This is a genomic window from Novosphingobium sp. THN1, assembly GCF_003454795.1.
Taxonomy (GTDB): domain Bacteria; phylum Pseudomonadota; class Alphaproteobacteria; order Sphingomonadales; family Sphingomonadaceae; genus Novosphingobium.
In genome coordinates this window covers 562,136-585,672 of the sequence record NZ_CP028348.1, presented here as the reverse complement: position 1 = coordinate 585,672, position 23,537 = coordinate 562,136, and the positions used below count along the sequence as shown (strand labels likewise).

Sequence of the window (23,537 nt, the reverse complement as noted above, 5' to 3'; positions counted from 1 at the left end):
CAGAAGCCAGCCTGTTTGGAGTTTTGTGCATGAGTGTCGCGTTTCGCCGGGAAAGTGATGACGAACATCTCGAACCGGTGTTCGAACTGCCGATCCCGCCGGGGCCGAACCTCGTGACGGAACGCGGCCTCGCGCTGATCCGGGCGCAAGTGGAGGCTTGCGAGGACAAGGTTCAGGCGCTGCTTGCGGCAGGCGCCGAAGAGGCCGAGGTCAAGAAGGCGCGGCGTGAACAGCGCTACTGGAGCACGCGCGCCGCGACTGCCGAACTGATGCCGGCGCCAGGTGGGGAGGCTGTGGCGTTCGGTTGCTCGGTCCAGTTTCGACTCAACGGCAAGGCGCGGTGGATCACCATTGTCGGCGATGACGAGGCTGATCCCGCAGCCGGGCTGATCGCGTGGTCGGCGCCGCTCGCGCGGGCAATGATGGAGGCCGAGGAAGGCGAACTGGTCGACTTCGGTGGCAAGGCCGAGGCGATCGAGGTGCTGGCGGTGCGACCGGCGCGTCTCGACGCACAGGGCGCTTACGCTGGCGGCTGAAACAGGGCGCCGACGTCAGCCACGGTATCAAGGCCGAGGATCGCGTCGGCAAGGCGGCTGGCGGCTTCGGGAAGGACCGGTACTGCCGCCCGCCCGACGCAATCGAGGAACTTGGCCCGCTGCGCCGCTGGGGAGAGTGGCCGCGCAGGGCAGCCAAGCGCGCTATCGAGCCATGCTTCAAAGGTTTCGCCATTGGTCAACGTGATCCTGATCGCACCGCCGACGCCGGGTTGCCATGTGGGCCGGGAGTCGACGTGGGCCTCAACACGGGCGGCTATGGACAGAACCTCGGGATCGGCAAGGCTGGCGGCGTCGAAATCGTCGAGCCGCACCGCGCCGCGCATCAGGGCCAGTGCGGTGGTGAACGGGATCGAGAACTTAGCGTCGATTGCGGTTGCGGGGGCTTGCTTGCGGGCGAGTGGCGCGACCAGCATGGACTGGATGCCATCGACACTGACTTCGACGCGGGCGATGTCAGACGGCGTGATGCCGTGGCGGGCGGAAAGGTCGAGCGCCATTTCGATGAACGGGTGCGTTCCACGGCAGCTGGGCCAAGGCTTGAAAGTCAGTTCACCGCCCCAGTAGTGTGTACCGAGGCGCTCGGTCAGGTCGCCTGTGTCGAACTGCCCGCCAGCGTAAAGGGCGAAGAAGCCGGACTTGCCCTCAAGCGGCTGTTCGAAACCGTCCACCCCTTCGCGCGCCAGCATGGCGGCAGTCAGCGCGGCTTGCGCAGGAAAGGCTTCTCGAACGGCGCGCAATGTGGTGCGGCGGCTGTGCTTGATTTCGCCCGGCATCGTCACCTGGCACAGGGTCAGCGAGAGGGCGTCCCTGGTCTGCTGAGGGGACAGGCCGAGGAGATTGGCCGCGCCTGCCACCGCGCCGAAGGCGGCAACGATCGGCGGGGGGTACCAACCGCCTTGCTCCATCGGCTGGCGCAGCGACAGCGCGATCCGGCAGGCGATGTCTCCCCCACGGCCAAGGCCGTGAGAAAGCGGCTGCCATCGATCGGCCCTGCGGATTGGGCGAGTGCCAGCAGGACCGGGACGAGCGAGGCGTTGGGATGAGCGGGCGCGCGGTCAAAGGCGTCCTCGTAATCAACCGCGTGGGCCAGCGCGCCATTGGCGAGCGCGGCACCGAGCGGCTGGACACGATACGGCGTGCCGATGATCGTGCAAGGCCCTGCCCCGTTGGCGCGGGCCAGCGCGATGAATGGCGCGGCCTCGCGCGCAAGGCCGCTTGCCGCGTGGATCACGCCGATGGCATCCAAGGCGGCGCGGCGCGCACCGTCACGGGCACGGTCGGGCAGGCTTTCCCAGCGAGCCGTGGCGATGTGGCGGCAGAGCAGGTCGCTGAGTGTGTCAGTCATTGTTTCAGCCGGGCAGAGGGCCATGCCAGCAGGGCAGGGTCGTGGCGGCAGGTCCACGCGCCCTGCTCCAACCGGGCCGATGACGGGAAAGCGCAGATCGGGCGGGTAAAGCTGGATTCGCCGGCGATCTTGCGGGCCTCGATGCGCGCTGGCGCAACGCCTTGTTCGACCCAGCGGATCAGCGCCCAGAGCATGTCGTTTGCCGGGTCCTCGCTGACCGGCGCGTGGCCGGACGCGCCGAAGGTGTCGACTCCAGGCCCGCCGCGACAGTGGTACATGCCGGGCACCATGAACAGCCGGACCGCCTCGCGCAGCTTCGCCAGACCACCGTTATCGCGGGCCAGCGCGCCGTAATACTCGAGCGTCGGCCCGGCGTTGGTCGAAGGGTCCTGCCAGCCCTGATAGATGATCGCGCGGCGATTGGCGGCAAGGAACGGGGCGATGGCGGTGCTGTCTGCCCGAAGCTGCGGCATGACGCGATTGATCGTGGCAAGGTCGCCCGTGCGGCTGAAAGTCAGCGCGTCCCAGTCCGGATCATCGTGCGCGGCATCGGCCCACATCGCCCGCAGCAGCGGCGATGGCGGGCCGGGCCGGGTGCGGACGGCCGGGAACAGGCCGCGGTCCATCCCCCTGCCGCGTTCATCGCGCAGCGGGGCAATGACAGCATTGAGCATGGCGAGCTTGGGCGGCGTCAGGCAGCCTTCGCCCTGCCCCGGCTTGCACAGGAGTTTGGCAGTACGGAACCGGCACTGCAGCGGATTGGTGATGATGCCATCGACCTTGCCGTCCAGCGGATCGCAGGCGCGGGTGACGGCGCTTTCATAGAGCGACCAGTCGGCGTCGCTTAGCGCAGCCGCCGGCTTGCGCTGGGCTTCCAATGCGAACCACATCATCCGCACCGATTGCAGCGGCATGTTCGGCCCCGGCGCTCCGGCGATCACGCCATCGTAATCGTGCGGGTGGACCTGCATTTCCTTGAGCGCCTGCCGCCCGCCGCCCGAGCACCCAGTGAAGTAGCTGCGTGCGACCGGCCTTGCATAGAACCGGGCAGCCAGCGACTTCGCGGCCTGTGTCGTCAGGTGGACCGCGCGATGTTCGTAATCGGTGCGGGCCTTGGGCACACGCATCCAGTGCGCGTCGGTTACCTTGTGGCCGCTGTCGGTAGTGACGGTGGCGAAACCCTGGGCCACGCGCAGGCTCATGTCGAGATAGTTGAACACCCCGGCGTCACCGCCAACGCCCGCGCCGAGCAACCGACCGTTCCATGCCATCGGCAGCCACAGTTCGAAGCCGATGGTGCCCTCGAGCCGGCCCTCGACCCGGCAGAACGGCACATCGACCGGAACGGACTTGTAGAAGGTGGTCCTGTCGTCGGGCCTGAAGGCAACACCTGCGGGGATCGCGTTGGCCTTTGCGACCACCACGTCCCCGCTGGCGCCCTCAAGCGCGCTGCAATCGCCAGGGCTGGCGCTGGCGACCGTGGCCGCCGCCAGAAGCGATAGCAGCGCCGCCATCAGAACTTCACGCCTGCCGTCATCGAGAACATGCGCGGTATGGGGTTGGCCGACTGCGGATCGTATCCGCGCGTGGTATCTACGAAGGGCGGATCCTCGTTCAACAGATTGCGCACGTCAAAACCGATGCGCAGGCGCTCGTTAACCTCAACGTTCAGGCCCAGATCGAAAGTATCGTAATTGGAAACCTTCTGCACCGGCGTGACCGTGGTGTTGGTGTAGGACGCCAGATGGTTCCACGTCAGGCGGCCCGAGAAGATGCCCAGCTTCGCGCCGATGTCCGCCTGCGAACGGAACTTCTGCGGGAAGTTGATCAGGCCGACGACGTTTGCAACCGCAGCGCCCGGTAGCGGCTGGAACAGGTACTTGGTATAGTACGTGCCGGAAACACCAGCATCGAACTTCACTGCACCCAGCTCCCAGTTGGCATAGGCAGCAAAGTCGATCCCGCGCACGCGCGAACGGCCAAGGTTCTGGCGGCGGCCATCGACGATGAACTGCACCGCATTGGCATTGATCGGCTGGTTGATCGGCAGGCCCGAAGCGATCAGCGCGTTCACTTCCGTCTGCGTCGGGTTCAGCTTCACGAACGAGGCGTAGAGCGGGTTGGTGAGGATACCCGGCGTGCCGCGCAGAGCCTGGATCTGGTCCTTGTAGTCGATGTCGAAGTACGTCAGCGACAGGCGCAGTGCGCTGATCGGGCGGAACTCTGCGCCGAATGACCATGTCGTTGCCGTTTCAGGCTTCAGCCCCGGATTGCCGCCAGCGATGCCGATGCCGGTGAGGTTGCCCGAGGCGCCCGGCAGCGTATCGTAGTAAAGGCCCGCCCCGCCCGCGATGGTCGACACTTCGGTGAAGGTCGGCGCGCGGAACGAAGTACCGTAGCTGCCGCGCAGCGTCAGCGATTCCACCGGCTTCCACGTCAGGCCGATCTTGGGGTTGGTGGTGCTGCCGAAGTCGCTGTACTTCTCGTAACGCCCTGCGATCGACAGCGAGAGCTGTTCGATCCCCGGCATGGCATTGCCACTGCCGACGATCGGCACGAACAGTTCGCCAAACACCGCCTTGACATTGCGCGTGCCGGAATCGGCCACGCTGCGCGGGGTGGCGGCCTGCCCGGTCTTGAGATCGGTGTAGGTGTACTCCTCGCGGTATTCCCCACCCAACGCAACGCGCACTGCGCCGCCGGGAAGATCGAACAACGAGCCATCAAGCTGGACGTTGGCGACGTCGAGCTTCGTGCGGCCGGTGATGATGAACAGGTTGTCGCGGATCTTCGCCAGCGTCGCCGGATTGTTCGGCCCGCCGAACACATTGAGCGCCGTGGCAGGATTGGTATCGGCAAGCGCGGCGTTGAGCGCGGCGGTGTTCACGCCGAGCCGGCGATCGGCGACATCCTCGGATTCACCGTGGGCGTAATAGGCGGTCGCCTTGAAATCGCCGACCAGCCTGGCTTCGATACCGCCGGCCACGTTCCAGGATTCACCGTGGTAAGGGTTGAAGTCGGGCCCCAGCGTCGGGACCATCGACCACAGCACCGTCTGCTGCGTGGTGCCCGGCACGGGGGTGACGAAGAACGGGTTGGTGTTGCGCACAGTGGCGCTGATATTGTTGATGCCGGCGATGGTGCCGTTGCGATAGGAATAGAACCCGTCGGCAAACAGACGCACGCTCTCGCCCACGTCCTGCGAGACCGCGGCGGTGATATTGTAGCGCTTCTGTTCGGGGATCACCGTGTCGAGCGCGTTGTAGAAGCAGCGATTGGCGGTACCGGCAACGAGCGAGCCGACATTGGCCGCGGTTACCCCGCCCTGCGGAATGGCGTAAGTCTTGCCGCCGAGGCTGATCGTGCCGGGGTTGCAGTTCTGCACGCGCAGGTCACGCCCGCCGCGATTGCGATTGTCATCCTGATAGAAATCGAGATCGTAGCCGCGCAGGTGGGTGTTGTGGGTGTATTCGGCGGCAATCATCGCCGAGCCGCCATCCCACTTTCTGCCGAAAATTCCGGCGAACTGCTTTTCGGTGTAGCCACCTTCGGCCATCCCGGCGCGAGCGCGCACTTCCACGCCATCGAAGTTCCGGCGCAGGATGAAGTTCACGACACCGGCAATCGCGTCCGAACCATAGACGGCCGAGGCGCCGTCAGCCACGACTTCGACACGTTCGAGCGCAATGGCGGGGAGCACCGATGGATCGGTGTACTGCCCTTGCGTACCCTGTGGCGGGAAGCGGCGGCCGTCGTAGAGCAGCAGCGTGGCATTGGTGGAGATGCCGCGCAAGTTGATGCCCGCGCCACGCGTGGCGTTGGCCGCGCCGTTCTGGGCCGAGCCGCCGTTGCGGTTCGCGCCGAGCGACACGACCTGCGGCACGCGACGCAGCAGGTCGTTGGTCGAGGTCACCGGCTCCTGCGCGATGTCGTCCGCGCCGATGGCGATGACGTTCGAGCCAACCGGGGCGATGCCGCGAATGCGGCTGCCGGTGACGACGATCGACTGGTCATCGGGCGCGCCCGTCGCAGAATCCTGCGCTTCCTGCGCGTGGACCGTTGAAATGCAAGCGATTGCAGAGCTTGCTGCGAGCAGCACTTTGAAAGCGTTCCGGTTCCCCATCTTCAGTCTCCCATTTGTATCTTCACCGCCGGCGCAGTCCGCCGGGCAAATCATTGAAATCAGGCAGTTTCGCTTCGCGCCTGCCGACGCGCGGAAAGGCGCGGGGCGAGCGAGAGCAGGATAATGGCGCCGACCAGCACGCCAGCGCCGATCAGTTCGGCATCGCGCGGCATCTTCAGGCCCCAGAACCATGCGAGCAGGACCGAGCCGCCGATCCCGGCAACGAGGCTGGCAGCGCGCTCCAACGGCACACAGTAGGCATTCTCGCGCGGGTCGAGCAGGATGATGATGGCCAGCACCGAAATGATGGTCAGCGTCGCGCCGATCCAGAACAGGTCGAGCAGCACCGGATCGCTCCACACGCCGATGAAGCCCCAGGCAAGCTCGCCCGATTGTCCGCCGATGCCGCTTGCCGAGATGACACCGAGGATCACCACCGACATCGGCAGCGCGATCATCTTTTCCTCAACGAAATAGCGCCTTACCGAGGCTGGATCGCCGCTCTTGGAAATCTTGGTCATCACGAACAGGCGCAGGAAATAGCCCAGCGTGTAGAGCACCACGGTAAGGATCGCGATCGGTGGCAGCTTGAGGCCGCCCCGGTCGGACAAGGTGATGACCAGCGCGAACAGGACCATCGCCAGCGCGGTCCAGCTCCACCAGCGCACCCGGCGGCCGAACATCACGTCGACCAACGGCGCGATGATCAGGATGTCGCCGCGCATCACCAGCTGGATGAACGGGATGCTGACGTTGGGGATGGTGAAGCTTAGCGGCACGGTAAACAGCACCAGCGAGGTGCCGAGGCCGGAAAGGAACGTGTAGAAGGTCGGGAACGGCAGGCGAACCGGCCCCAACGTGATCTTGTTGGCATCGCGGTGCCAGCCCGACAGCCAGATGAAGCCCCAGGTCAGCACCATGTTGATGACTAGCGACGCAGGCAGGGTTTCGAGGCCGGTGAGTGGACGGCCAAGTCCGGCGTGCGGCTGCGAGGTGACCAGCTTGGTCACGATGACGTTGGGCAGGTACGCCAGCAGATAAAGCAGGACGTAGCCTTCAAGCGGAAAGGCAGAGGCGCGCGACTTCATGCTGCCTGCTCCAGCACGACCATGCCTTCGGCCTGACGATAGCGGGCGTTGAGGCCTGCTTCGTCCGTAACGGCAGCGAGGTATTCGATCACGGCGGCATGGTCCTCGCTACCCGGTTCGGCCAGCCGCGGCACGGCATCGCGGCCGATGACAAGCGGCAGAAGGCCTGCGCGAAGCATCTTGCCGCCGGCGATCTCGAGCCGGGCAATCATCGACAGACGTGCGGCCTTGGGAAAATTGTAGAGACTTTCGAAATCCGGCTCCCACTCTTCGGCAAGAACACGGATCTCGTTGAAACTCTTGGAGTTGGCATGGGCCTCGTCCATCGCAAGGTCGGTGGCGAAGTTGCACAGCGAGTAGAAGACGGGCTTGCCGTCGATCAGCTCGCAGCCCTTGAGGATATGCGCATGGCCGCCGAAGATCGCATCGGCCCCGGCAGCAATCGCGGCGCGGGCAACGTCGCGCTGGTAATCGGCAATGACCGCGCGGACGAAGTGGATGCCCCAGTGGTGCGAGACGAGAACCACGTCGGCCTCGGCCTTGGCGGCGCGGATGTCGGCCTCCATCGCGGCCAGGTCTTCGCGATGGGGATAGGTGTGGACCCGCGCCGGGGTGCCGGGCTGGTCGTGCTCGATCTGCTCGTAGACGGTGAAGGCGCGCATCGGGACGCAGCCGGGGCGGCGCTCGTCAGCCCAATAGGAATGGGGCAGGATGCTGGAATAGGCAAGGAAGGCAACGCGCGTACCATCGCCCAGCGTGCGGATCACCGGGCGGCGGGCCTCGACGATGTTGGCCCCGGCCCCGACCACGCTGATGCCCGCGCTTTCAAGGTGCCCGCGCGTTTCGAAGAAGGCTTCCTGGCCCCAGTCCATCACGTGGTTTCCGGCCATCGAGATCACATCGAAACCGGCGCGGCCCAGCGCAGCAGCGCCTTCCGGGCGGGCGAGGACGGCATGGCGTGCCTGTGGCAGGCGGACACCCTTTTCGGCAAAGCTGGTTTCGAGCTGGCCGAACACGAGATCGGCGCTGCGCAGGATATCGGCCGTCCCGGCAAAGCAGGCGTCGTAATCATCGCGGTCCATCGCGAGATCGCCAGTGGCCAGTACGGTATGAATCACGCCTCTCCCTTCATTGTTATGCCACATTGCTTAAATGCGACGAACGATTTACGCAAGCGCTTGCATAGGACAATTTGTTGGACAAATATCCGTCGCCTACGAAGGAGGATTGCTTGAAAAACCAGATCGCGGCCGCTCTTGCCCTGACCATGATCGCGGCCCCTCTCGCCGCGCAGGAGCAGCCCAGCGCCTACGACACGATGCCCATCGGGCCGGGCACGGGACCCTACCCCGCGATCATGACGCAGGACGCCACGTTGCCGGCGCACGTCATCTATCGCCCGGCAAAGCTTGATGACGCCAAGGCGCTCGGCGTTCTCGTCTGGGGCAATGGCGGGTGCAGTGCCGATGGCGCCAGCGCGCGGCAGCACCTGATCGAGGTTGCCAGCCACGGCTATGTCGTGATCGCACCCGGCGAGGTGATGAGCGGCCCGGGCGCGACGAAGAAGCGCGAGGCACGGGCGCCGGACAAGTCCGGCCAGTTGCCGCCGGTCGCCACGACCAGCGCCGATGTGAAGGCCGGCCTCGACTGGGCGCTGGCCGAGAACGCCAAGGCCGGAAGCGCGCTTTACGGCAAGATCGATACACGGGCGCTGGCGGTGGCCGGGCATAGTTGCGGCGGGCTGCAGGCGCTCGAAGTCGCGCCCGACCCGCGCATCCGCGCCGTGCTGGTCCACAACAGCGGCGTATTTACCGACGGCACCAACCCGATCCGCAGCATCACCGTGAACAAGGCGATGCTCGAGAAACTGCATACGCCGGTGCTTTATGTTCTGGGCGGGCCCGACGACATCGCCTTTCCCAACGGCACTGACGATTTCAAGCGGATCGGCAAGGTGCCTGCTGCCTTGGTCCAGCTGCCCGTGGGCCATGGTGGCACGTTCCGCACGGCAAACGGTGGTGCGGTGGCGGCGCTGTCGGTGGATTGGCTGGAGTGGCAGCTGCGGGGCGACAAGACGGCGGCGCGCAGCTTCACCGGCAGCAACTGCCGCTTGTGCGTGGTGCCCACTTGGACGATCGAAAAGAAGGGGATCGACTGACACGGGCGCACATGGCCTAGCGGCAGCGCGGGCCGGAAGGCCCCTGCTGTCGCAGGCACGGACGCAGCATCGGCGGCGGGGTGTGATCGATGAACTGCGCCGGACGCTGAGGCCACTTGCCCGAAGCGAGGCGCTGTTCGAGATGCGCAATCGCCGCAAGGACCTGTTCGGCCGGCAAGCGGCAGTGACCGGCCCCCTTGTGCCACAACGGCTGCATCATCACACGCGGCGCGGCATCGGCATAGGCGCGCTGAAGCGACGGCGATGTCAGACCGTCTCCCACGGCCTGCAACGATACCAGCGGCACGCGCGGGCGGGCCGTGGGCGTGTAGTTGTCGAGCATGTAGCGCACGGCCGAGGGCTTGGCGCTGATCCTCGGCGCGCGGGCCAGCGCGGCGAGATCGCGCGTCAGGCTCAGCCCGGCTTTGCGATACATCGCCTCCACGAAAGGCCGACGCCCCGAACGATCCAGTTGCCGGGCATAATCCACGCCGATGTTCCACGAGAACGCCCCGCCGGCGCGGCTCTCCTGATCGTTGCGCGGCATGAACGTGCCCATGACCAGCGTTGCGGCGATCTCGTCGACTTGGGCCTCGACATCGTCGGCCGCGGGTTCGGGACGCTCGGGCCGGGTCCAGCCGGGGATGCCGCCGAGCACGCCGGCCAGCGCGATGCGCGCCCTGCCCTCGCGGGTCTGGCGGGCGGCATCGATTGCCGCCATGGCTTTGCGGCCATTGGCCATGTCATCCGCGACGTTGACCAGCGACAGCCCGGAATTGGGCGCGATCAGGGTGGCCGTGGCAAAAGCGCCGTCGAGCCCCATGTTCATCATGCCAACTGCGCCGCCGATCGAAGGACACATCGCCAGCGCGCCGTCGATCACCGGCCTGTCCTGTTCGGCCAGCGCGGTGGAGATCAGGCCGCCCATCGACGAACCCCAGGCCAGCACCCGCGCCGGCCGTCCTTCAAGCGCGGCGAAGGCTTCGACTGTGGCGCGCTGCGCCGGGACAGCCTGTTCGAGCGACCATCCGCCCGCGCCGTAGTCCGACGCCACGAGCGCGTAGCCCTTGGCGAGGAGCAAGTCGCGGTACTGCGCAGGTGCCGGTTCGGCAGGATCGATCCGCGGCGAATAGCCATGGCTCCACAGCAACAGGCTGCCATTGAACTGCGCCGGGATGAGCGCCTTCCATTTCGCCCCGCTGGCGAGCGTACCTTCGATCACGCGCGGCGCGGGCGGTGCATCCTGCGCAACCAGCGGTGCGCCGAGCAAGGCGAGCGGGGCCAGCAGCAGGCGCGGCTTCACGCGACAGCTTCCTGCGCCAGCCAGGCGAGGATTTCCGCACGGTCTGCATCGAGCCGGGGTGGCGCGGCGAGCACGGGGCCAGCGTGCCCGGCCACCCGATAGCCGGGACCCGGTATCTGCACGCCCTCCTGCGGCAGACCGGGAATTTCGAGGTCAACCAAGGCACCCTCCCCCGCCAGCGCGCCGGCCTCGTCCACGCGGCGGACCATGCCGCAGGGGATGCCCGCGTTGCTTAGCCGTTGCTCCCAGTCGGCGGCATCGCCCGTTGCGAAAACCGCAGAAAGCGCGGCGTGCATCGCATCAAAGTTTGCGCGGCGGGCATCGGGTGTGGCGAAAGCCTCGTCGCTCAGCCATTCCTCGTGCCCAAGTTCGCGCGCGAGCGCGGCGAACTGAGGGGGCTGCACGACGCCGAGCGAGATCTGCCGGCCATCGCGCGTCGTGAACAGCGACGCCGTGGGCAAACCGCTGTAGCCGGTGTTGCCCATGCGGCTCATCGGCTTGCCGGTGACGAGGAACGGAGTCAGCGCCGAGGTCATGAAGGCGAGGCTGGCATCGAACATCGACACATCGAGCTTGCTGCCGCCGCCGCCGCGCTCGCGCTGCATCAGCGCGCCGAGGATCGCCATCGCCGCCGTCTGGCCAGTCAGCGTATCGACGATGGGGAAGCCCACGCGCACCGGCGGGTCGCCCTCGTCGCCGCTCAGCATCATCATGCCACTGGTGGCCTGCACGATGTTGTCGATGGCAGGCCAATCGCGGTGCGGGCCTGCCTGGCCATAGCCGGAGACCGAACAGTAGATCAGATCAGGGCGCAGTTCGCACGCTGCCTCGTAACCAAGGCCGAGCCGCGCCATCACACCGGGGCGGAAGTTTTCGAGCAGCACATCGGACCGCGCGATCACGCCCCTGGCGATGGCAAGGTCCGCCTCATCCTTGAGATCGAGCGCGATGGACTTCTTGCCCGCATTGGCAGCGATAAATGCGGGCGACATTCCGTCATAGCGCCGGTCCGCGCCATAGTTACGGAAGCCGTCGCCGCCCTTGGGCTCGATCTTGATGACTTCCGCCCCCATCATCCGCAGCAGGTGCGAAGCGTAAGGCCCAGCCATGACATGGCTGAAGTCGGCAATCCGGATGCCGGAGAGCGGGCCGGTGGCAGAAGGCGAATTCATGGCTTCTCCGGGAATTGCTTGCGGACCACGGTCCATTGCTTGTCCTTGCACAGCCCGCAGTCGGGGCCGGTAAACATCGCAGCCGCCGTGGGCTTGCGCTTCAATTGCCAGTCGAGCCACGCCGCACCGATGCGGCCATAATCGCCACCGTTGGCAAGGCCGAAGGTGCCGCCGTGGCCGATGGGCGAGTCGGCGAAGAACACCGGCACATGGGCAATGCGGGCAACATCGTCAGACCCGTTGGGCCAGGCGATATCCTCTGGCCCGCCAAGGATGTAAGCGACGGGCGTGTGGAGCCTGGCGAGGTCGTCCTTGGTAATTCCCACACCGCTCAGGCCCGACCCGGCGCGCACATAGACGCCGCTGTTGAAGGCGACGACCGCGCCGATGCGCGGGTCAGCCGCAGCCGCAAGAGCCTGCAGGCCGCCGCAGGAATGGCCCATGACGGCAATGCGCGAAAGATCGGCATGGCGCGCAAGGTCACTGCCTTTCACCCAGTCGATTGCGCCGAGCAACTGGCTTACCTGCGTTTCATCCGGCGTTGCGCGGGCGGGCGGAGCGCCGGTCGGACGCGGGCCGTTTGCCGGAGGGAGCGCGTCAAGCACCGGCCGCTCCTCGCGCGGCGCGCCATTAGCGATGACAAGATAGCCGTGGCTGGCGATCTCGCGCAGGAAGTGGCTGGCCGAGAGGCCATTGTCGCGGCACCCGCCATTGCCCCATAGCACGAGCGGCAATCGCTGCCTTGGCCATTTCGCGGGGCGGTAGATGGTATAACCCGGCGCGTCGGTGCGCCCTTGCGCGATGGCAGGCATTCCGCCGGAGCCAGCGGGACTGCCGATCGTGCGGACGCTTTGCGCAACAGCCGCGATGGGGGATACGCTGAGCGCGAGGGCGAACGTGAGCGATGTCAGCGTCTTCATGATCCACTCCCGCAGGAAATCCGGTCCCGACCCTTCACCGCTGCCCGGGCCGAACGGAATGCGGCCTCGCCATCGATGCCGTAGGCGGCGAGGCCGCGCGCGTTGGCTTCTGAATCGCGCAGGTAGATCGCATCGAAACGCTGCTGGTCTGCCGCGCTGGCGGGGTCGAAGGTGACCTTGGCAGCCACGGCTTCGGCCTTGCCCTTCTCTACCGCCGCGCGAACCTGGCGAGCCAGCGCCGCTTCCCACACGGCAATGCCTTCAGTCAGGATCTGGCGATCGGCCTCGGACAATGCGCTCCAGCGTTTCTCGCTCATCGCGCGGGCAGGATAGGCGCCACGGGGCACGGCGATCTGGTAGAAGTGCTTCGAGATCTCGGCGAAATGCAGCGACTTGAAGGTGTCTTCCGGCGCGATCACGCCATCGATCACGCCCTTGGCCATGGCCGAATAAACCTCGCCCATCGGCATGTTCACCGGGTCGGCGCCGAGCGAATCCAGCACGCTGAGGAGTTCGGTCGGCGCACGGATGCGCAGCCCCTTCACGTCTGCCAAGCTGCGCACCTGCCGGTTCGCCGTGACGAGGCCGGGCAGCGTTCCACCCTGCACCGCCAGCACCTTCAGCCCTGCCAGTTCCTGACCGACCTGCGGGTTGGCCCTGGCGATGCAGCCATAGAGCGCAACCTGCGATTCCACGCTGTCCGCCCCCTGGTAGAACCCGGTCTGGATACGCAGCAGATGGGTGCCACCGCGCACGTAGATCGGCGTGATCAGGCCGATATCAGCCACGCCGTGCCGCAGTTCCTCCATCGACATGTCCGACGAAAGCAGCGCGCCCGACCACACCGGCTTGATCCGGATGTGCCCGTTCGAGCGCTTTTCGACAAAGGCCATCCATTCCTGATCGGCCTTGGAGAACGGGTGGTTGGGGCTGTAGGGCGAAGCATAGGTCAGTTCGGTCACACCCGGTTCGACCGGGCGCGCGCAAGCCGCCAGCAGCAGGATCAGCAAGGCGACAAAAAGCCTCACGCCAGCCCTCGCTTCTGCAGGAACTCCGCCACCATGCCGACCATCCTGTCATGGTCCCAGTTGGCGGCATCGACCATGTCGGCGTCGATCATCAGGACCGGCACGCCTGCCTTTTCAAGCGCCTCGGCGGTGATCTTGGTGCCCGATTGCGAGAGGCGGTTTTCCGGCGGCAGCAGCACGACGCAGGCATCGATGCCGCAGCGCTCGGCCTCGCTGGTCATCCAGCCGTTCATCCACGGCGGCAGGTGCAGGACCTCGTTCATCGAGCAGATGCGGCTGGCCAGCGCCTCCATCGGACGGCCTTGCACTTCGCGGATGTACTGCGGCCCGGCGAACGGCATGTACATCGACCAGACGAAAACCGCGCCCATGCGCTCTTCCAGCGCCTGGTAGAATCCCGGATCGTGCCACACGCCCGCCCCGATCCACATCAGGCGAATCTTCTCGCCCGCGGCGGTGCCCTCACCTGCGGCGATGCGCTCCATCACCTCGTCACGGAAGCGCCTGGCATGGCCTACTGCCCAGTCCGAGCCGCGATGCCACTGCGGGATCATCGTGTTGGGCATCTGTTCGGCGATCGAGACCGGGCAGGGCCGCGCCTTGCCGATGGCCTGTGCCGCTTCCCAGATGTAGCCTTCCTGCTCATTGATGCGCTCCATAAGGTAATGGAGCTTTGCCTCGTCGAACTTCCGGCCGGTGCGGTTCTCGAGCAGCGCGATCAGGTCGCGCATTTCCGACACGGCCAGCGCGATGCGATCGGCATCGTAGACCTGTTCCCACTGGTCCCTTGAATGGGCGAACCAGCGCGGGTCCTTGTGTTCCCACGCCGGCGCTTCCATCGGGAAGAACTCGCTGCCCAACGCATCGGCCCACTGCCCGAACACGTGCTGGATGCAATCGCAGGTCATCCGCGCGACGAGCACTGTCGGCTTGGGCAAGCCGCCCCACGGCGCGGTCCTGGGATCGTTGGCCAGCGTGCACGCAAGGCCAAGCGAGCAGTACTTGCAGCTGTTCTTGGGGTAACCGGCCTGCGCCATCACCTCGAAGTAATGGTTCGAAAGCTGCTTGGCCGAGATATAGGCCGACCACCATTGGTTGGTGATGATCGGTATGTCCATGACATGGAATATCTCGTGCGGCGTATCGGCCTGGACGATGGCGAAGGGCTCGCCATCGTCCACCACGCGGCGCCTGAGGTCTGCACCGAACTGCTTCTGGTACGCGCTCGCGGCAGCGGTGCAGGCAAGGTCCTTGCGGCTGCGCTGACCCGAGGGCCTGGTGGGGGTAGCGGCGCTCACTGGAAGACTCCTGCCTGTTCGAGTTCGGCGATCCGGGCCTCTGACAGGCCGCACAGATCGCGTGCGATTTCATGGACATGCTCGCCCATGCCGGGCGCGCGGAAGGGTTGGAACTGATCGCGCGAAAACCGCAGTGGCGTAGCAATGTGGCCGAACGGCCCGAGCAGCGGGTGATCGAGCGTGACCAGAGCGCCGCGCCCCATGAGCTGGGTATCTCGCTCGATCATGTCCTCGCAATCCTGCACCACGCCGCAGGCAATGCCCTGGGCCTGAAGCTCGGCGGCGATGGCGTGGTCCTCGCGCGATGCGGTCCAAACGGCGGGATCGGCGCCGGTGATCGCCAGCAGCTTGGCATGATCAGCCTCGGTGGGGCAGGAGACCGCCACCCAGCGGTCCTCGCCAGCCGCCGGCAGCACGTCTTGCCAGAACACCCGCGCATCGGCATTGCCCATGCGCTGCGGCCGCTCGCCGCGCTTGGCTTGTGCAAGATAACCGCGCATCTGCTGCACGCAGATCTCGTACATCGAAGCGTCGATATGGCAGCCGCGCCCGGTCTCGCGCCGATATTGCAGCGCGCCTGCGACCCCAGCCGCCATGACATAGGGCACGATCACATCGCCGAAGGGCACCGCGCCGGGGATCACCGGATCGCGATCCGGCCAGCCCGTCAGGTAGGTCCGGCCGGAAAGCGCGCCGCCGGTGCCATCGACACCCCACTCCTGCGCCATCGGCCCGGTCTGGCCGAACACGCTGCCCGAGACCATGACGATGCCGGGATTGCGCGCGGCAAGGCTGTCGTAATCGAGGCCCAGCTTCGCCATCGTGCCGGGCGAGAAATTCTCCACCACCACATCTGCCCAATCGATCAGCGGATCGATCAGCTCGCGTGCCTCCGGCTTCTTCATGTTGAGCGACAGGCTGCGCTTCGAGGTGTTGAGGTGCGAGAACCACGGCTTGTCGTCCCAGTTTCCGGGCTTCGAAGCTGAGACCTGAACATCCAGTCGCGCCAGATCGGGGCGCGTGCGCGTCTCGATCTTCACAATCTCGGCGCCGAGGTCGCCCAGCGTCTTGGTGGTGATCGACCCAACCAGCGCCCACGCAAAATCGAGCACCTTGACGCCCGAAAGCGGCCCGGGACGGGTGCCAGTATGGATGGCTGGCGCGGCGACCTGGCCCGTGCCTTCACGGAATGCGGCGAAGCGTTCGGGCAGGCCATCTGCGGTATCGAAGAACCCGCGAGCTGCGAGGTGCGGGTCCGCCAGCACGTCCGCCGGTTCGTTGGCCACGCAGGCGTTGATACCGCGCCGCAAGCCCTCGATCGCGATCTCGTGCTTGGTGCGCGAATGGAAGAAGGCGGCGATTGCCGCTTCCCAGACGGCGCGCGTTTCTGCCGGCAGGGTGGATCGGTTGTATGAAAGCCAGTCGGTCCCGGCCAGCGGGTTGGGCATGCCGACCTCGTCAATCCAGTCGGACAGCGCCTGATTGGCCGGCGCACCCAATCGTCCGGTCATCAGCGAATGGAAACACCACCCGTCGGCCAGCCGCCAGATCGCGCGCACGGTGGCCTTGCCATAAGCCAGCGCGCCGCCGACGCGCACCAGCTTGCGCTGGTCGAACTGCCACACCAGCACGCCGTTGAAATTCCGGCTGAAGGCGACCTGCTGGATCGAAACGTCGACGTGCTGGCCCTTGCCGTGGCTTCCGCGTGCATAATGCGCCGCCAGCGCGCCCGATGCGGCAACCATATCGGCATGGAAAGTACAGGCATCACCCGCTTCCTTGACCGGGGGCAGGCCCGGTTCGCCCGTCACGCGCAAGGCCCCGCCCATTGCCGAGGCGACCAGTTCGCCGCCCTTCCAGGCCGAGCGCGGCCCACCAGAACCGAACGGCGTGACCGACACGTGGACGGCGCTTTCCGGAATGCTGACGCCTTCAAGCCCTTCCAGTCCAAGGTCGTCGATCACGAACGACGCGCCTTCGACCGGTCCGCCCAGTTCCGCGCCGAGCGATGCGAGGAAGCGTGCGAGCGCGCGATCCGCCATGCCGCCGAGCACGGCAACGCGATGTCCGGCAAGCGGCTTCATGCGGCCACTCCTGCAAGGAAGGCAGAGATTTCGGCATCGATCCCGTCATGGCAGCACCAGTCGCGCCGGGTGGCGACCATGACCGGGAGCCCATGCGCCTCGAGCGCAGCACGCATCGCCGGCAGGTGCCAGACGGTGGTGTCGTCCTCCTCGATCAGCCACAGGATCGCGGCCTTCGCCAACGATGCCGCAGCGGCTTCGGTCAGGGCTCCGGAGCGGTCAAAAAAGCCCCGTGTATCGACACGACGGGCGTGGAGCTGGCGCGCGAGCGCGGCAAAAGGCTCGGCACCCTCGTCAACCTTTGGCCCCAGATCACCCCACTCCTCGGCAAGCGTGCGGCCGACGGCGGACCATCCGGATTGTTCGACCATACGGTGCATCCGCTCGTCGGGCAGAGGGCTTCCGGCGATCAGGCAGACTTTCGCTCCGGTGGCGCTCGCCACGGTGCCTGCCCGCTGCGCATTTCCTGCAGCGATGGCCGGGCCAAGCGCTGCCGCGCCCACGCCAAGGCGCTCCGCCAGCTTGCGCAGCGCCACCTCGTCACGGGCAATGCTGCTCGGCCTCGGGCTCTTGGCGATGTCGAGCACCAACGGTTCGGGGCCCCTGATCGCCTCGGCCCGGCGCAACTCGGACAGGTAGTAGTACAGGCGCTGCGCACTGTCGTCGGCGCGCGAGAACACCACCGCGTCGAGATGGTCGAGCGCGCCGTCGGCCCAGTCCTGCAGCACCGACCGGGTCCACGGCGCGAACTTGCTTTCCAGCCAGCGGTCCGCCGCGGGCATGGCGCGGTCGACATTCCATGTCAGCGGCCCGGCATTGCGGCCGGTCGCCTCGAACAGGTCATGCGGCAGGTTCGGTCCGGCATAAGCAAACATCGTCAGTTTCCAAGCAATTCGGGCAGCCCCAGCGCCAACGCGGGGAACAGGATCAGGATAAGCAGGTGCAACAGGTCGCTCGCCAGGAACGGGAGCACACCCTTGAAGATGCGGTTGATGGAAACATCCTTGGCCACGCCCTGAATCACGAACAGGTTCATGCCCAAGGGCGGATGGACGAAGCCGATCTCCATCGCGCGGCACAGGAAGATGCCGAACCAGATGGCCGACATGCCCACGCCCTCCACCACCGGCAGCAGGATCGGCGTCGTCAGCAGCATCAGCGCGAGGCCATCGAGCACCGAGCCCAGCAGCAGCAGGATCACCGCCACGAGGATCAGCGTCGGCACCGTGCCAAGCCCAAGCCCGGTAACCCAGGCGCCAATGGCGTCGGTCAGGCCCGTTACCGAAACGAAGACCGAGAATACCAGCGCACCAATAATGACCATGAGGATAAGGCCGCTGGTGCGCAGCGTCTCCTCGAATGCCTGCATCAGCATGACGCGATTGAGGCGCCTGCGCCACGCGGCAATGGTCAGTGCGCCCGCTGCACCGATCGAGGCAGCCTCTGATGGGCTGAACCAGCCGAGCGCAATGCCGCCGATGACGAGTGCGATCAGCACGAGCATGTCGGCGATCCTGCCGATGGCCTGCCAGCGCTCGGCCCACGAGGCGCGCTCGCTGGCGGGGGCGATGTGCGGGCGCATCCGCACGGCTATCCAGATGACTGCGCAATAGAGCAGCGCCTGCGTCAGCCCCGGCACGATCGCGGCGGTGAACAGCTTGCCGATCGACTGTTCGGCAATGATCCCGAACACGATCAGCGCGCCCGAAGGCGGGATCATCTGCCCCAACGTGCCACCCGCTGCGACGGTACCGGTGGCCAGGGCATCGGAATAGCCGCGCTTGCGCATTTCCGGCAGGGCAACCAGGCCAATCGTCGCCGCCGTGGCGAGGCTCGACCCGTTGATCGCGCCAAAGCCGGCACATCCGCCGACCGAGGCATAGGCCAAGCCACCGCGCCGGTGACCGACCATCTTGGCCGCAGCGTCGAACAGGTCGCGGCTGGCGTTGGAGGAGAAGAACAGGTGCGCCATGAACATGAACAGCGGCAAGGTGCCGAGTTCATAGCGGGTCAGCGTATCGACCAGCACCACCCCGCCCTTGATCAGTGCAGGCTCGAGGCCGAGTACAAGGCACAGCCCGCCAAGGCCTACCAGCCCCAGCGCCACCCCGATGGGCAGGCCCGATAACAGCAGCGCAAACAGGAGCAGCACGCCGATCACGCCAGTGGCAGGAGTGGCAAACATCGTTTGCGCCTCCGCAGGGCTTGGCCGAGCAGGACTGCAATAGTCGCAGCCAATGCAAGGTTTGCGAACAGGCGCATCCAGCGCCACGAAATGCCAAGCAGTTCGCTCTCCTCGTGCCCGCTCCACAGATCGGCCATGAGCCAGAGCGACCCGGCAAGGAGGCCAGCGAAGAATACTGCGCCGAGCAGCCCCGAAAGCCGCACCATCGCCGCCTTTCCGGCATCGCCCATGCGGTCGACGACCAGATGCACTTTGGCGTGCGCCTGCTCCGCGGTCGCCACGAGCAAGGCCAGCGATCCGGCAACGAGCACGAAGAGCTGGACCAGTTCGATCGAGCCCCGCAATGGCAGGCCCACGTGCCGCCCGATCACCGCGACGGTATCCGTCGCCGTCGCGCCGAGCAGCGCGATGCCGCCGATCAAGGTAATGCTTTTGCGCATCACGCTCATGCCGTCACCGTGCCGTCTGCGCCGATGGAGATCGGCGGCAGTCCGGCCTTTACGGTGATGGCTTCGATGTAGCGGGCGATCTCGGCCTTCCTCTCGCCTTCGGCCAGCAGCGGCCTTCCGGGCGCCAGCACGTCCACCGAAGTTATGCCGACTTCGATCCGGCCATCCTCATGCACCGTCAGCCGTCCCAGCATGGCGTTGACAGCCTCGGGATGGAACGGGGCCAGCGTATAGGCCGGGTCCGGTTCGAACCCGAACATGGCCTTGCGCCGCTGCGCCCATTCGCGCCGGGCGGGATGGTCCTGTGCCGGGCTGAGAGCGCTGGTGACGACGCAGCCGTTGCCAAGTCCATGGAATATGGGTTTGCCCTGATGAAACTCGATCCCCCGCACGATATGCGCGTGGTGGCCGATGACGACATCGGCCCCGGCCTCGATGGCCGCGTGGCTGATGGCCCGCTCATAGGGCGCCAGTCGCGCCGGGGTGTGAACCACCCCCTTGTGCAGCGCGACCAGGACCACGTCCGCGCTATCGCGCACCGCCGCGATATCCTTGCGGAGCACTTCGAGCGCCTGATCCGTCACGCGGACAAGATCAGCGGCAGGTGCAATCGGCGCACCATCGGCAGTTTCGATCCGCAGATAGGCGCACCCGGCTTTGTCTTCGCTAGCCCAGCTCATTTCCGGTCCGACGCAATTGTAGCTGAGCAGGGCAATGCGCATGCCGCTACGCTCAATCATCGCTGGCTTGCGTGCCTCGGCCAGCGACAGTCCTGCGCCGGTTCCGACGAGTCCTGCCTCGGCCATGAGCGCCAGCGTGTCGGCGATCCCCTCCGCACCGCAGTCGGTGATGTGATTGCCGGCAAGGCTCAGCATATCAAACCCCGCCGCTGCGATCGCGGCGACATTCTCGGGCGGCGCACCCGGCGCGGGGACATCGCCTTGCAGCTCCTGTCCCCGCGCGGTGTGCGGCACCTCGAGGTGACCCACCGCAAGGTCGGCCTGTTGCAGTGCCGGGGCAATTCCCGCCAGCCAGTAGGGGGCATCGGGCTCGTCGAGCACGAGGTCCCCCGCCAGCACTATGGTAACCGCCTTCGACACTTGCGACCCTTCAGTTCTCAGAACGACTTGCGCAAGCTTACCGCAAACAGCCGCCCGATGGGATCGCTGGCGGTGGCGTCATAGCCGCCGCTACCGTTGCCGCTCGGCGCGAGGTTCACGTAGGGCGGATCAGTGTCGAACACGTTGCGCACTTCGAGGCCGAGCGTCATGCCCTTCTCGAAGAACCCGCTCGCCTGCTGGTCACCGATGCGGAACGTCAGGTTAAGGTCAACCGGGGTATAGCTCTTCACGTTCTGGCCGCCGACCGTCAGGTTGTTGAAGTAGCCGCCGACATGGATCGCCTGGACACGTGCGCTGAACGGCCCGTGATCCCAGGTGACGCTGCCGCGCGCCTTGAACTTCAGCGGGTTGAAGATGAAGTCCAACCGGTCGATCAGCGGCGCCTTCGGGGTCAGCGCCACGCGGTACTTGGTCAGGTACGTGCCCGAAGCGTTGAACGTCAGCGCATCCTCGCTGCCCAGCTCGGCACGCCAGGTTGCGGTGAAGTCGATGCCACGGGTGATCGAGACGCCAAGGTTCTGGCTGCGCCCGTCGACGAACAGGGTCACGTTGGCCGGGCTGCCACCGGGGAACGACCCGCCTGCCAGCGTCACGCCCTGCGCCAGCAGCTGCTGCACGCGCGTGGCGGCATCGGTGCCGCGCAGGATGATGCCCGTTCCTGCATACTGCGCCTCGGTGCCAAGGATGGCGAGGTTCGAGAGGTTCGCCAGCACCTGGTTCTTGTAGTTCACGTCCCAATAGGTGACCGAGAAGCGCAGGTTCCGGGTCGGTTCGAAATCCGCACCGACCGACCATGACGTCGCCGTCTCGGGCTTCAGATCAAGGTTCGGGCCCGACAGGGCATAACCCTGCAACGGCGCACCGCCCGCCGGGTTCTGGTAGGACTGGCCGAACAGGTTGTTGGAATTGCCGTAGATCTCGGGGATCGTCGGCGCGCGGAACGATGTGCCATAGCTGCCGCGCAGCTTGATCCCGTCCACCGGCACCCAGTTCACGCCGAACTTGGGATTGGTCGTGCTGCCGACGTCGCTATACTTGTCATGACGGACCGCGGCATTGATCTCGAGGCGCTGGAACCCGGGCATGGCGTTGTCGGGCCCGAACACCGGGATAAACAGTTCGCCGTAGAATGAATCGACCTTGCGTCCGAAGTTGCGGAAGGTGATCGGGTTCGTCGGCGCACCGCGTGCAGAGCCGAGCGCGACCTTGAAGTCCTGCCGCTCGTATCCCGTCGCCAGCTTCACCTCGCCACCCGGCAGCGCGAAGAGCCCGCCGTTGAGCCGCGCTTCGTAGGTGCGCAGGCGGCCATTGGTCGGCGCGAGGAAGATCTGGTTGGCGATGCCATCGAGCACGGCCTGGCTGGTGCGGCCGAGGCCATAGGGATCGAACGCCGTCGCCGGATTGCTGCTGGCGAGCGCAGCGTTGAGCGCGGCATTGTTCACGCCGAAGTAGGAGCCGGAGAAATCGTTGGTCTTGCCATAACCGAACAGCGCTTCGGCTTCCCAGCCGCCCGGCAACTTCGCCTTCAGGCCCGGCGTGATCTGCCACGAGCGGGCATAGCCATAGGAATCGTTGGTCGGCAGGTCATTCCGGAAGTTGTAGTCGAGCGTGTAGCTCGAGCCGGTGAAGCCGTCGGGCCGTACGAAGAAGGCATTGGTCTGCGGCACCGTCAGGCGCGCGTTCGAATAGGCGGAGATGCGGTAGAACGAACGCTTGGAATAGAAGCCGTCGTAGAACAGGTCTAGCCAGTCGGTCAGCTCGTAGCGGCCGGTGCTGTTGACCGAGTCATACTTCTGGCGCGGGATCAGGTCCTGATTATCCAGCTCGTCACACTTGTTGAGCGTGCCTGCATTCAGCGAACCGGCAGTGCCCTGCGTGACCCCACTGGTGGGAATCGCGTAAGTCGTGCCGTTGGCGTTGATGTTGCCGGGGGCACAACGCACGATGCGATAGTCGCCCCCGCCGAAACGACGCTGGTCGCTGGTGAAGAAATCGCGGTCGTCGCCCGAAAGGTTGGAGCGTTCGACATGCTCGTAGGCAACCATGATCTGGCCGCGTTCGAAAACTTTGCCCAGCGCGGCGCCAAGGGTGTACTCATGGAAATCGCCGCGGCTGGAAATGCCGGCGCGGGCAAACACTTCACCGCCATCGAGCGAGCGGCGCGGGATCAGGTTGACCACGCCCGCCACCGCGTCGGACCCGTAGATCGCCGAAGCGCCATCGGCGACGACTTCCACGCGCTCGATGCCCAGCGAAGGAATGACCGAAGGATCGATCGAGCGGCTGTTGTTGGTCACGCGGTGCCCGTCGACCAGCACCAGCGTGGCATAAGGTCCGATGCCGCGCAGGTTGACCGAGTTGCCATAAGTGATGTTGCCGCTGCCGCCCGATTGCCCGCGCGAGTTTTCCGAAACGCCGAGGTCGAAAACCTGCGGGATTTCCTTGATCATGCGGTCGACGGTGACCTGGCTCGAAGCCTCGATCTCCTTGCGGCCCAGCGTCGTGACGGTGGAGCCGACCGGCGCCTCGCCGCGCACGCGGCTGCCCGTCACGATGATTTCGGCATTGCTCGCTGCAGCCTCTTCAGGCGTATCCTGCGCCGCTTCCTGCGCGAATGCCGCACCGGAAATGGTGATAGCCAGCGCACAGCAGCCCAGCTTCAGCATGGCCCGCGAGGCCCCGATCCTCTTGCCCTTCATATTCCCC

Annotated in this window: 18 protein-coding genes and 1 pseudogene; 2 read left to right on the top strand and 17 right to left on the bottom strand. The window is 66.0% G+C overall.

All coding sequences use genetic code 11. The features are described 5' to 3' along the window. Positions 1-29 precede the first annotated feature (29 nt). Positions 30-536, top strand: coding sequence for a GreA/GreB family elongation factor (locus C7W88_RS19735; RefSeq protein WP_118075231.1), 507 nt, complete (start codon positions 30-32; stop codon positions 534-536). On the opposite strand, the gene C7W88_RS24100 is transcribed toward C7W88_RS19735, so the two are convergent. The 6 genes and pseudogenes from C7W88_RS24100 to C7W88_RS19710 all read right to left on the bottom strand — a co-directional run bounded on the left by C7W88_RS24100 (position 521) and on the right by C7W88_RS19710 (position 8,231). Then, on the bottom strand, positions 521-1,054 hold the full coding sequence (locus tag C7W88_RS24100) for an MmgE/PrpD family protein (protein ID WP_240345141.1): 534 nt from the start codon (positions 1,052-1,054) through the stop codon (positions 521-523). The two genes, C7W88_RS19735 and C7W88_RS24100, sit on opposite strands and share 16 nt — an antisense overlap. A 165-nt stretch (positions 1,055-1,219) precedes the next feature. Further along, positions 1,220-1,902: pseudogene (locus C7W88_RS24095) on the bottom strand (MmgE/PrpD family protein); the annotation flags it as partial. Further along, positions 1,899-3,416 (bottom strand): tannase/feruloyl esterase family alpha/beta hydrolase, encoded by a 1,518-nt coding sequence (locus C7W88_RS19725; protein ID WP_118075230.1) that lies wholly within the window; start codon positions 3,414-3,416, stop codon positions 1,899-1,901. The gene C7W88_RS19725 and the pseudogene C7W88_RS24095, both read right to left, overlap by 4 nt. After that, positions 3,416-6,025: a TonB-dependent receptor gene (locus tag C7W88_RS19720; RefSeq protein WP_118075920.1), complete on the bottom strand. Its 2,610-nt coding sequence runs from the start codon at positions 6,023-6,025 to the stop codon at positions 3,416-3,418. Before C7W88_RS19720 ends, C7W88_RS19725 begins: the two co-directional genes overlap by 1 nt. A 59-nt stretch (positions 6,026-6,084) precedes the next feature. Beyond that, positions 6,085-7,113: a hypothetical protein gene (locus tag C7W88_RS19715; RefSeq protein WP_118075229.1), complete on the bottom strand. Its 1,029-nt coding sequence runs from the start codon at positions 7,111-7,113 to the stop codon at positions 6,085-6,087. After that, positions 7,110-8,231: a CapA family protein gene (locus tag C7W88_RS19710; RefSeq protein ID WP_118075919.1), complete on the bottom strand. Its 1,122-nt coding sequence runs from the start codon at positions 8,229-8,231 to the stop codon at positions 7,110-7,112. The genes C7W88_RS19715 and C7W88_RS19710 overlap by 4 nt, the downstream gene beginning before the upstream one ends. Before the next feature lie 113 nt (positions 8,232-8,344). Between C7W88_RS19710 and C7W88_RS19705 the strand changes: the two genes are divergently transcribed. After that, on the top strand, positions 8,345-9,271 hold the full coding sequence (locus C7W88_RS19705; protein WP_240345129.1) for a hypothetical protein: 927 nt from the start codon (positions 8,345-8,347) through the stop codon (positions 9,269-9,271). A gap of 16 nt (positions 9,272-9,287) precedes the next feature. On the opposite strand, the gene C7W88_RS19700 is transcribed toward C7W88_RS19705, so the two are convergent. The 11 genes from C7W88_RS19700 to C7W88_RS19650 are packed head-to-tail and all read right to left on the bottom strand — an operon-like array spanning position 9,288 to position 23,530. Beyond that, positions 9,288-10,574, bottom strand: coding sequence for a S9 family peptidase (locus C7W88_RS19700; protein WP_118075228.1), 1,287 nt, complete (start codon positions 10,572-10,574; stop codon positions 9,288-9,290). Further along, on the bottom strand, positions 10,571-11,746 hold the full coding sequence (locus C7W88_RS19695) for a CaiB/BaiF CoA-transferase family protein (RefSeq protein WP_118075227.1): 1,176 nt from the start codon (positions 11,744-11,746) through the stop codon (positions 10,571-10,573). Before C7W88_RS19695 ends, C7W88_RS19700 begins: the two co-directional genes overlap by 4 nt. Further along, a complete protein-coding gene (locus C7W88_RS19690) occupies positions 11,743-12,666 on the bottom strand; it encodes a hypothetical protein (protein WP_118075226.1) in 924 nt (307 codons plus the stop codon). Before C7W88_RS19690 ends, C7W88_RS19695 begins: the two co-directional genes overlap by 4 nt. Further along, complete coding sequence (gene dctP / locus C7W88_RS19685; protein WP_118075225.1) at positions 12,663-13,694, bottom strand: TRAP transporter substrate-binding protein DctP; 1,032 nt, start codon at positions 13,692-13,694, stop codon at positions 12,663-12,665. The genes C7W88_RS19690 and dctP overlap by 4 nt, the downstream gene beginning before the upstream one ends. Continuing rightward, entirely contained in the window at positions 13,691-14,992 is a 1,302-nt protein-coding gene (locus tag C7W88_RS19680) for a 2-hydroxyacyl-CoA dehydratase subunit D (protein WP_118075224.1), read from the bottom strand. The genes dctP and C7W88_RS19680 overlap by 4 nt, the downstream gene beginning before the upstream one ends. Further along, positions 14,989-17,076, bottom strand: coding sequence for a CoA transferase (locus C7W88_RS19675; RefSeq protein ID WP_118075223.1), 2,088 nt, complete (start codon positions 17,074-17,076; stop codon positions 14,989-14,991). The genes C7W88_RS19680 and C7W88_RS19675 overlap by 4 nt, the downstream gene beginning before the upstream one ends. Next, on the bottom strand, positions 17,073-17,951 hold the full coding sequence (locus tag C7W88_RS19670) for a hypothetical protein (RefSeq protein ID WP_240345128.1): 879 nt from the start codon (positions 17,949-17,951) through the stop codon (positions 17,073-17,075). Before C7W88_RS19670 ends, C7W88_RS19675 begins: the two co-directional genes overlap by 4 nt. Positions 17,952-17,953: 2 nt before the next feature. Continuing rightward, positions 17,954-19,261 (bottom strand): TRAP transporter large permease, encoded by a 1,308-nt coding sequence (locus C7W88_RS19665; protein WP_240345127.1) that lies wholly within the window; start codon positions 19,259-19,261, stop codon positions 17,954-17,956. Then, positions 19,234-19,701, bottom strand: coding sequence for a TRAP transporter small permease (locus C7W88_RS19660; RefSeq protein ID WP_162896268.1), 468 nt, complete (start codon positions 19,699-19,701; stop codon positions 19,234-19,236). The genes C7W88_RS19665 and C7W88_RS19660 overlap by 28 nt, the downstream gene beginning before the upstream one ends. 5 nt (positions 19,702-19,706) lie before the next feature. Further along, positions 19,707-20,810 carry a CapA family protein gene (locus C7W88_RS19655; protein WP_118075221.1) on the bottom strand — a complete coding sequence of 368 codons (1,104 nt, stop codon included), beginning with the start codon at positions 20,808-20,810 and terminating at the stop codon, positions 19,707-19,709. 17 nt (positions 20,811-20,827) lie between these two features. Then, positions 20,828-23,530 carry a TonB-dependent receptor domain-containing protein gene (locus tag C7W88_RS19650; protein WP_118075220.1) on the bottom strand — a complete coding sequence of 901 codons (2,703 nt, stop codon included), beginning with the start codon at positions 23,528-23,530 and terminating at the stop codon, positions 20,828-20,830. Between the last annotated feature and the right edge of the window lie 7 nt (positions 23,531-23,537).

Excerpts from the sequence above, each read along its gene's own strand:
- C7W88_RS19665 (WP_240345127.1), bottom strand. The coding sequence starts at position 19,261 with ATGTTTGCCACTCCTGCCACTGGCGTGATCGGCGTGCTGCTCCTGTTT.
- C7W88_RS19720 (WP_118075920.1), bottom strand. The coding sequence starts at position 6,025 with ATGGGGAACCGGAACGCTTTCAAAGTGCTGCTCGCAGCAAGCTCTGCA.
- C7W88_RS19660 (WP_162896268.1), bottom strand. The coding sequence starts at position 19,701 with ATGCGCAAAAGCATTACCTTGATCGGCGGCATCGCGCTGCTCGGCGCG.
- C7W88_RS19690 (WP_118075226.1), bottom strand. The coding sequence starts at position 12,666 with ATGAAGACGCTGACATCGCTCACGTTCGCCCTCGCGCTCAGCGTATCC.
- C7W88_RS19670 (WP_240345128.1), bottom strand. The coding sequence starts at position 17,951 with ATGTTTGCTTATGCCGGACCGAACCTGCCGCATGACCTGTTCGAGGCG.
- C7W88_RS19675 (WP_118075223.1), bottom strand. The coding sequence starts at position 17,076 with ATGAAGCCGCTTGCCGGACATCGCGTTGCCGTGCTCGGCGGCATGGCG.
- C7W88_RS19695 (WP_118075227.1), bottom strand. The coding sequence starts at position 11,746 with ATGAATTCGCCTTCTGCCACCGGCCCGCTCTCCGGCATCCGGATTGCC.
- C7W88_RS19715 (WP_118075229.1), bottom strand. The coding sequence starts at position 7,113 with ATGAAGTCGCGCGCCTCTGCCTTTCCGCTTGAAGGCTACGTCCTGCTT.
- C7W88_RS24100 (WP_240345141.1), bottom strand. The coding sequence starts at position 1,054 with ATGGCGCTCGACCTTTCCGCCCGCCACGGCATCACGCCGTCTGACATC.
- C7W88_RS19735 (WP_118075231.1), top strand. The coding sequence starts at position 30 with ATGAGTGTCGCGTTTCGCCGGGAAAGTGATGACGAACATCTCGAACCG.
- C7W88_RS19725 (WP_118075230.1), bottom strand. The coding sequence starts at position 3,416 with ATGGCGGCGCTGCTATCGCTTCTGGCGGCGGCCACGGTCGCCAGCGCC.
- C7W88_RS19650 (WP_118075220.1), bottom strand. The coding sequence starts at position 23,530 with ATGAAGGGCAAGAGGATCGGGGCCTCGCGGGCCATGCTGAAGCTGGGC.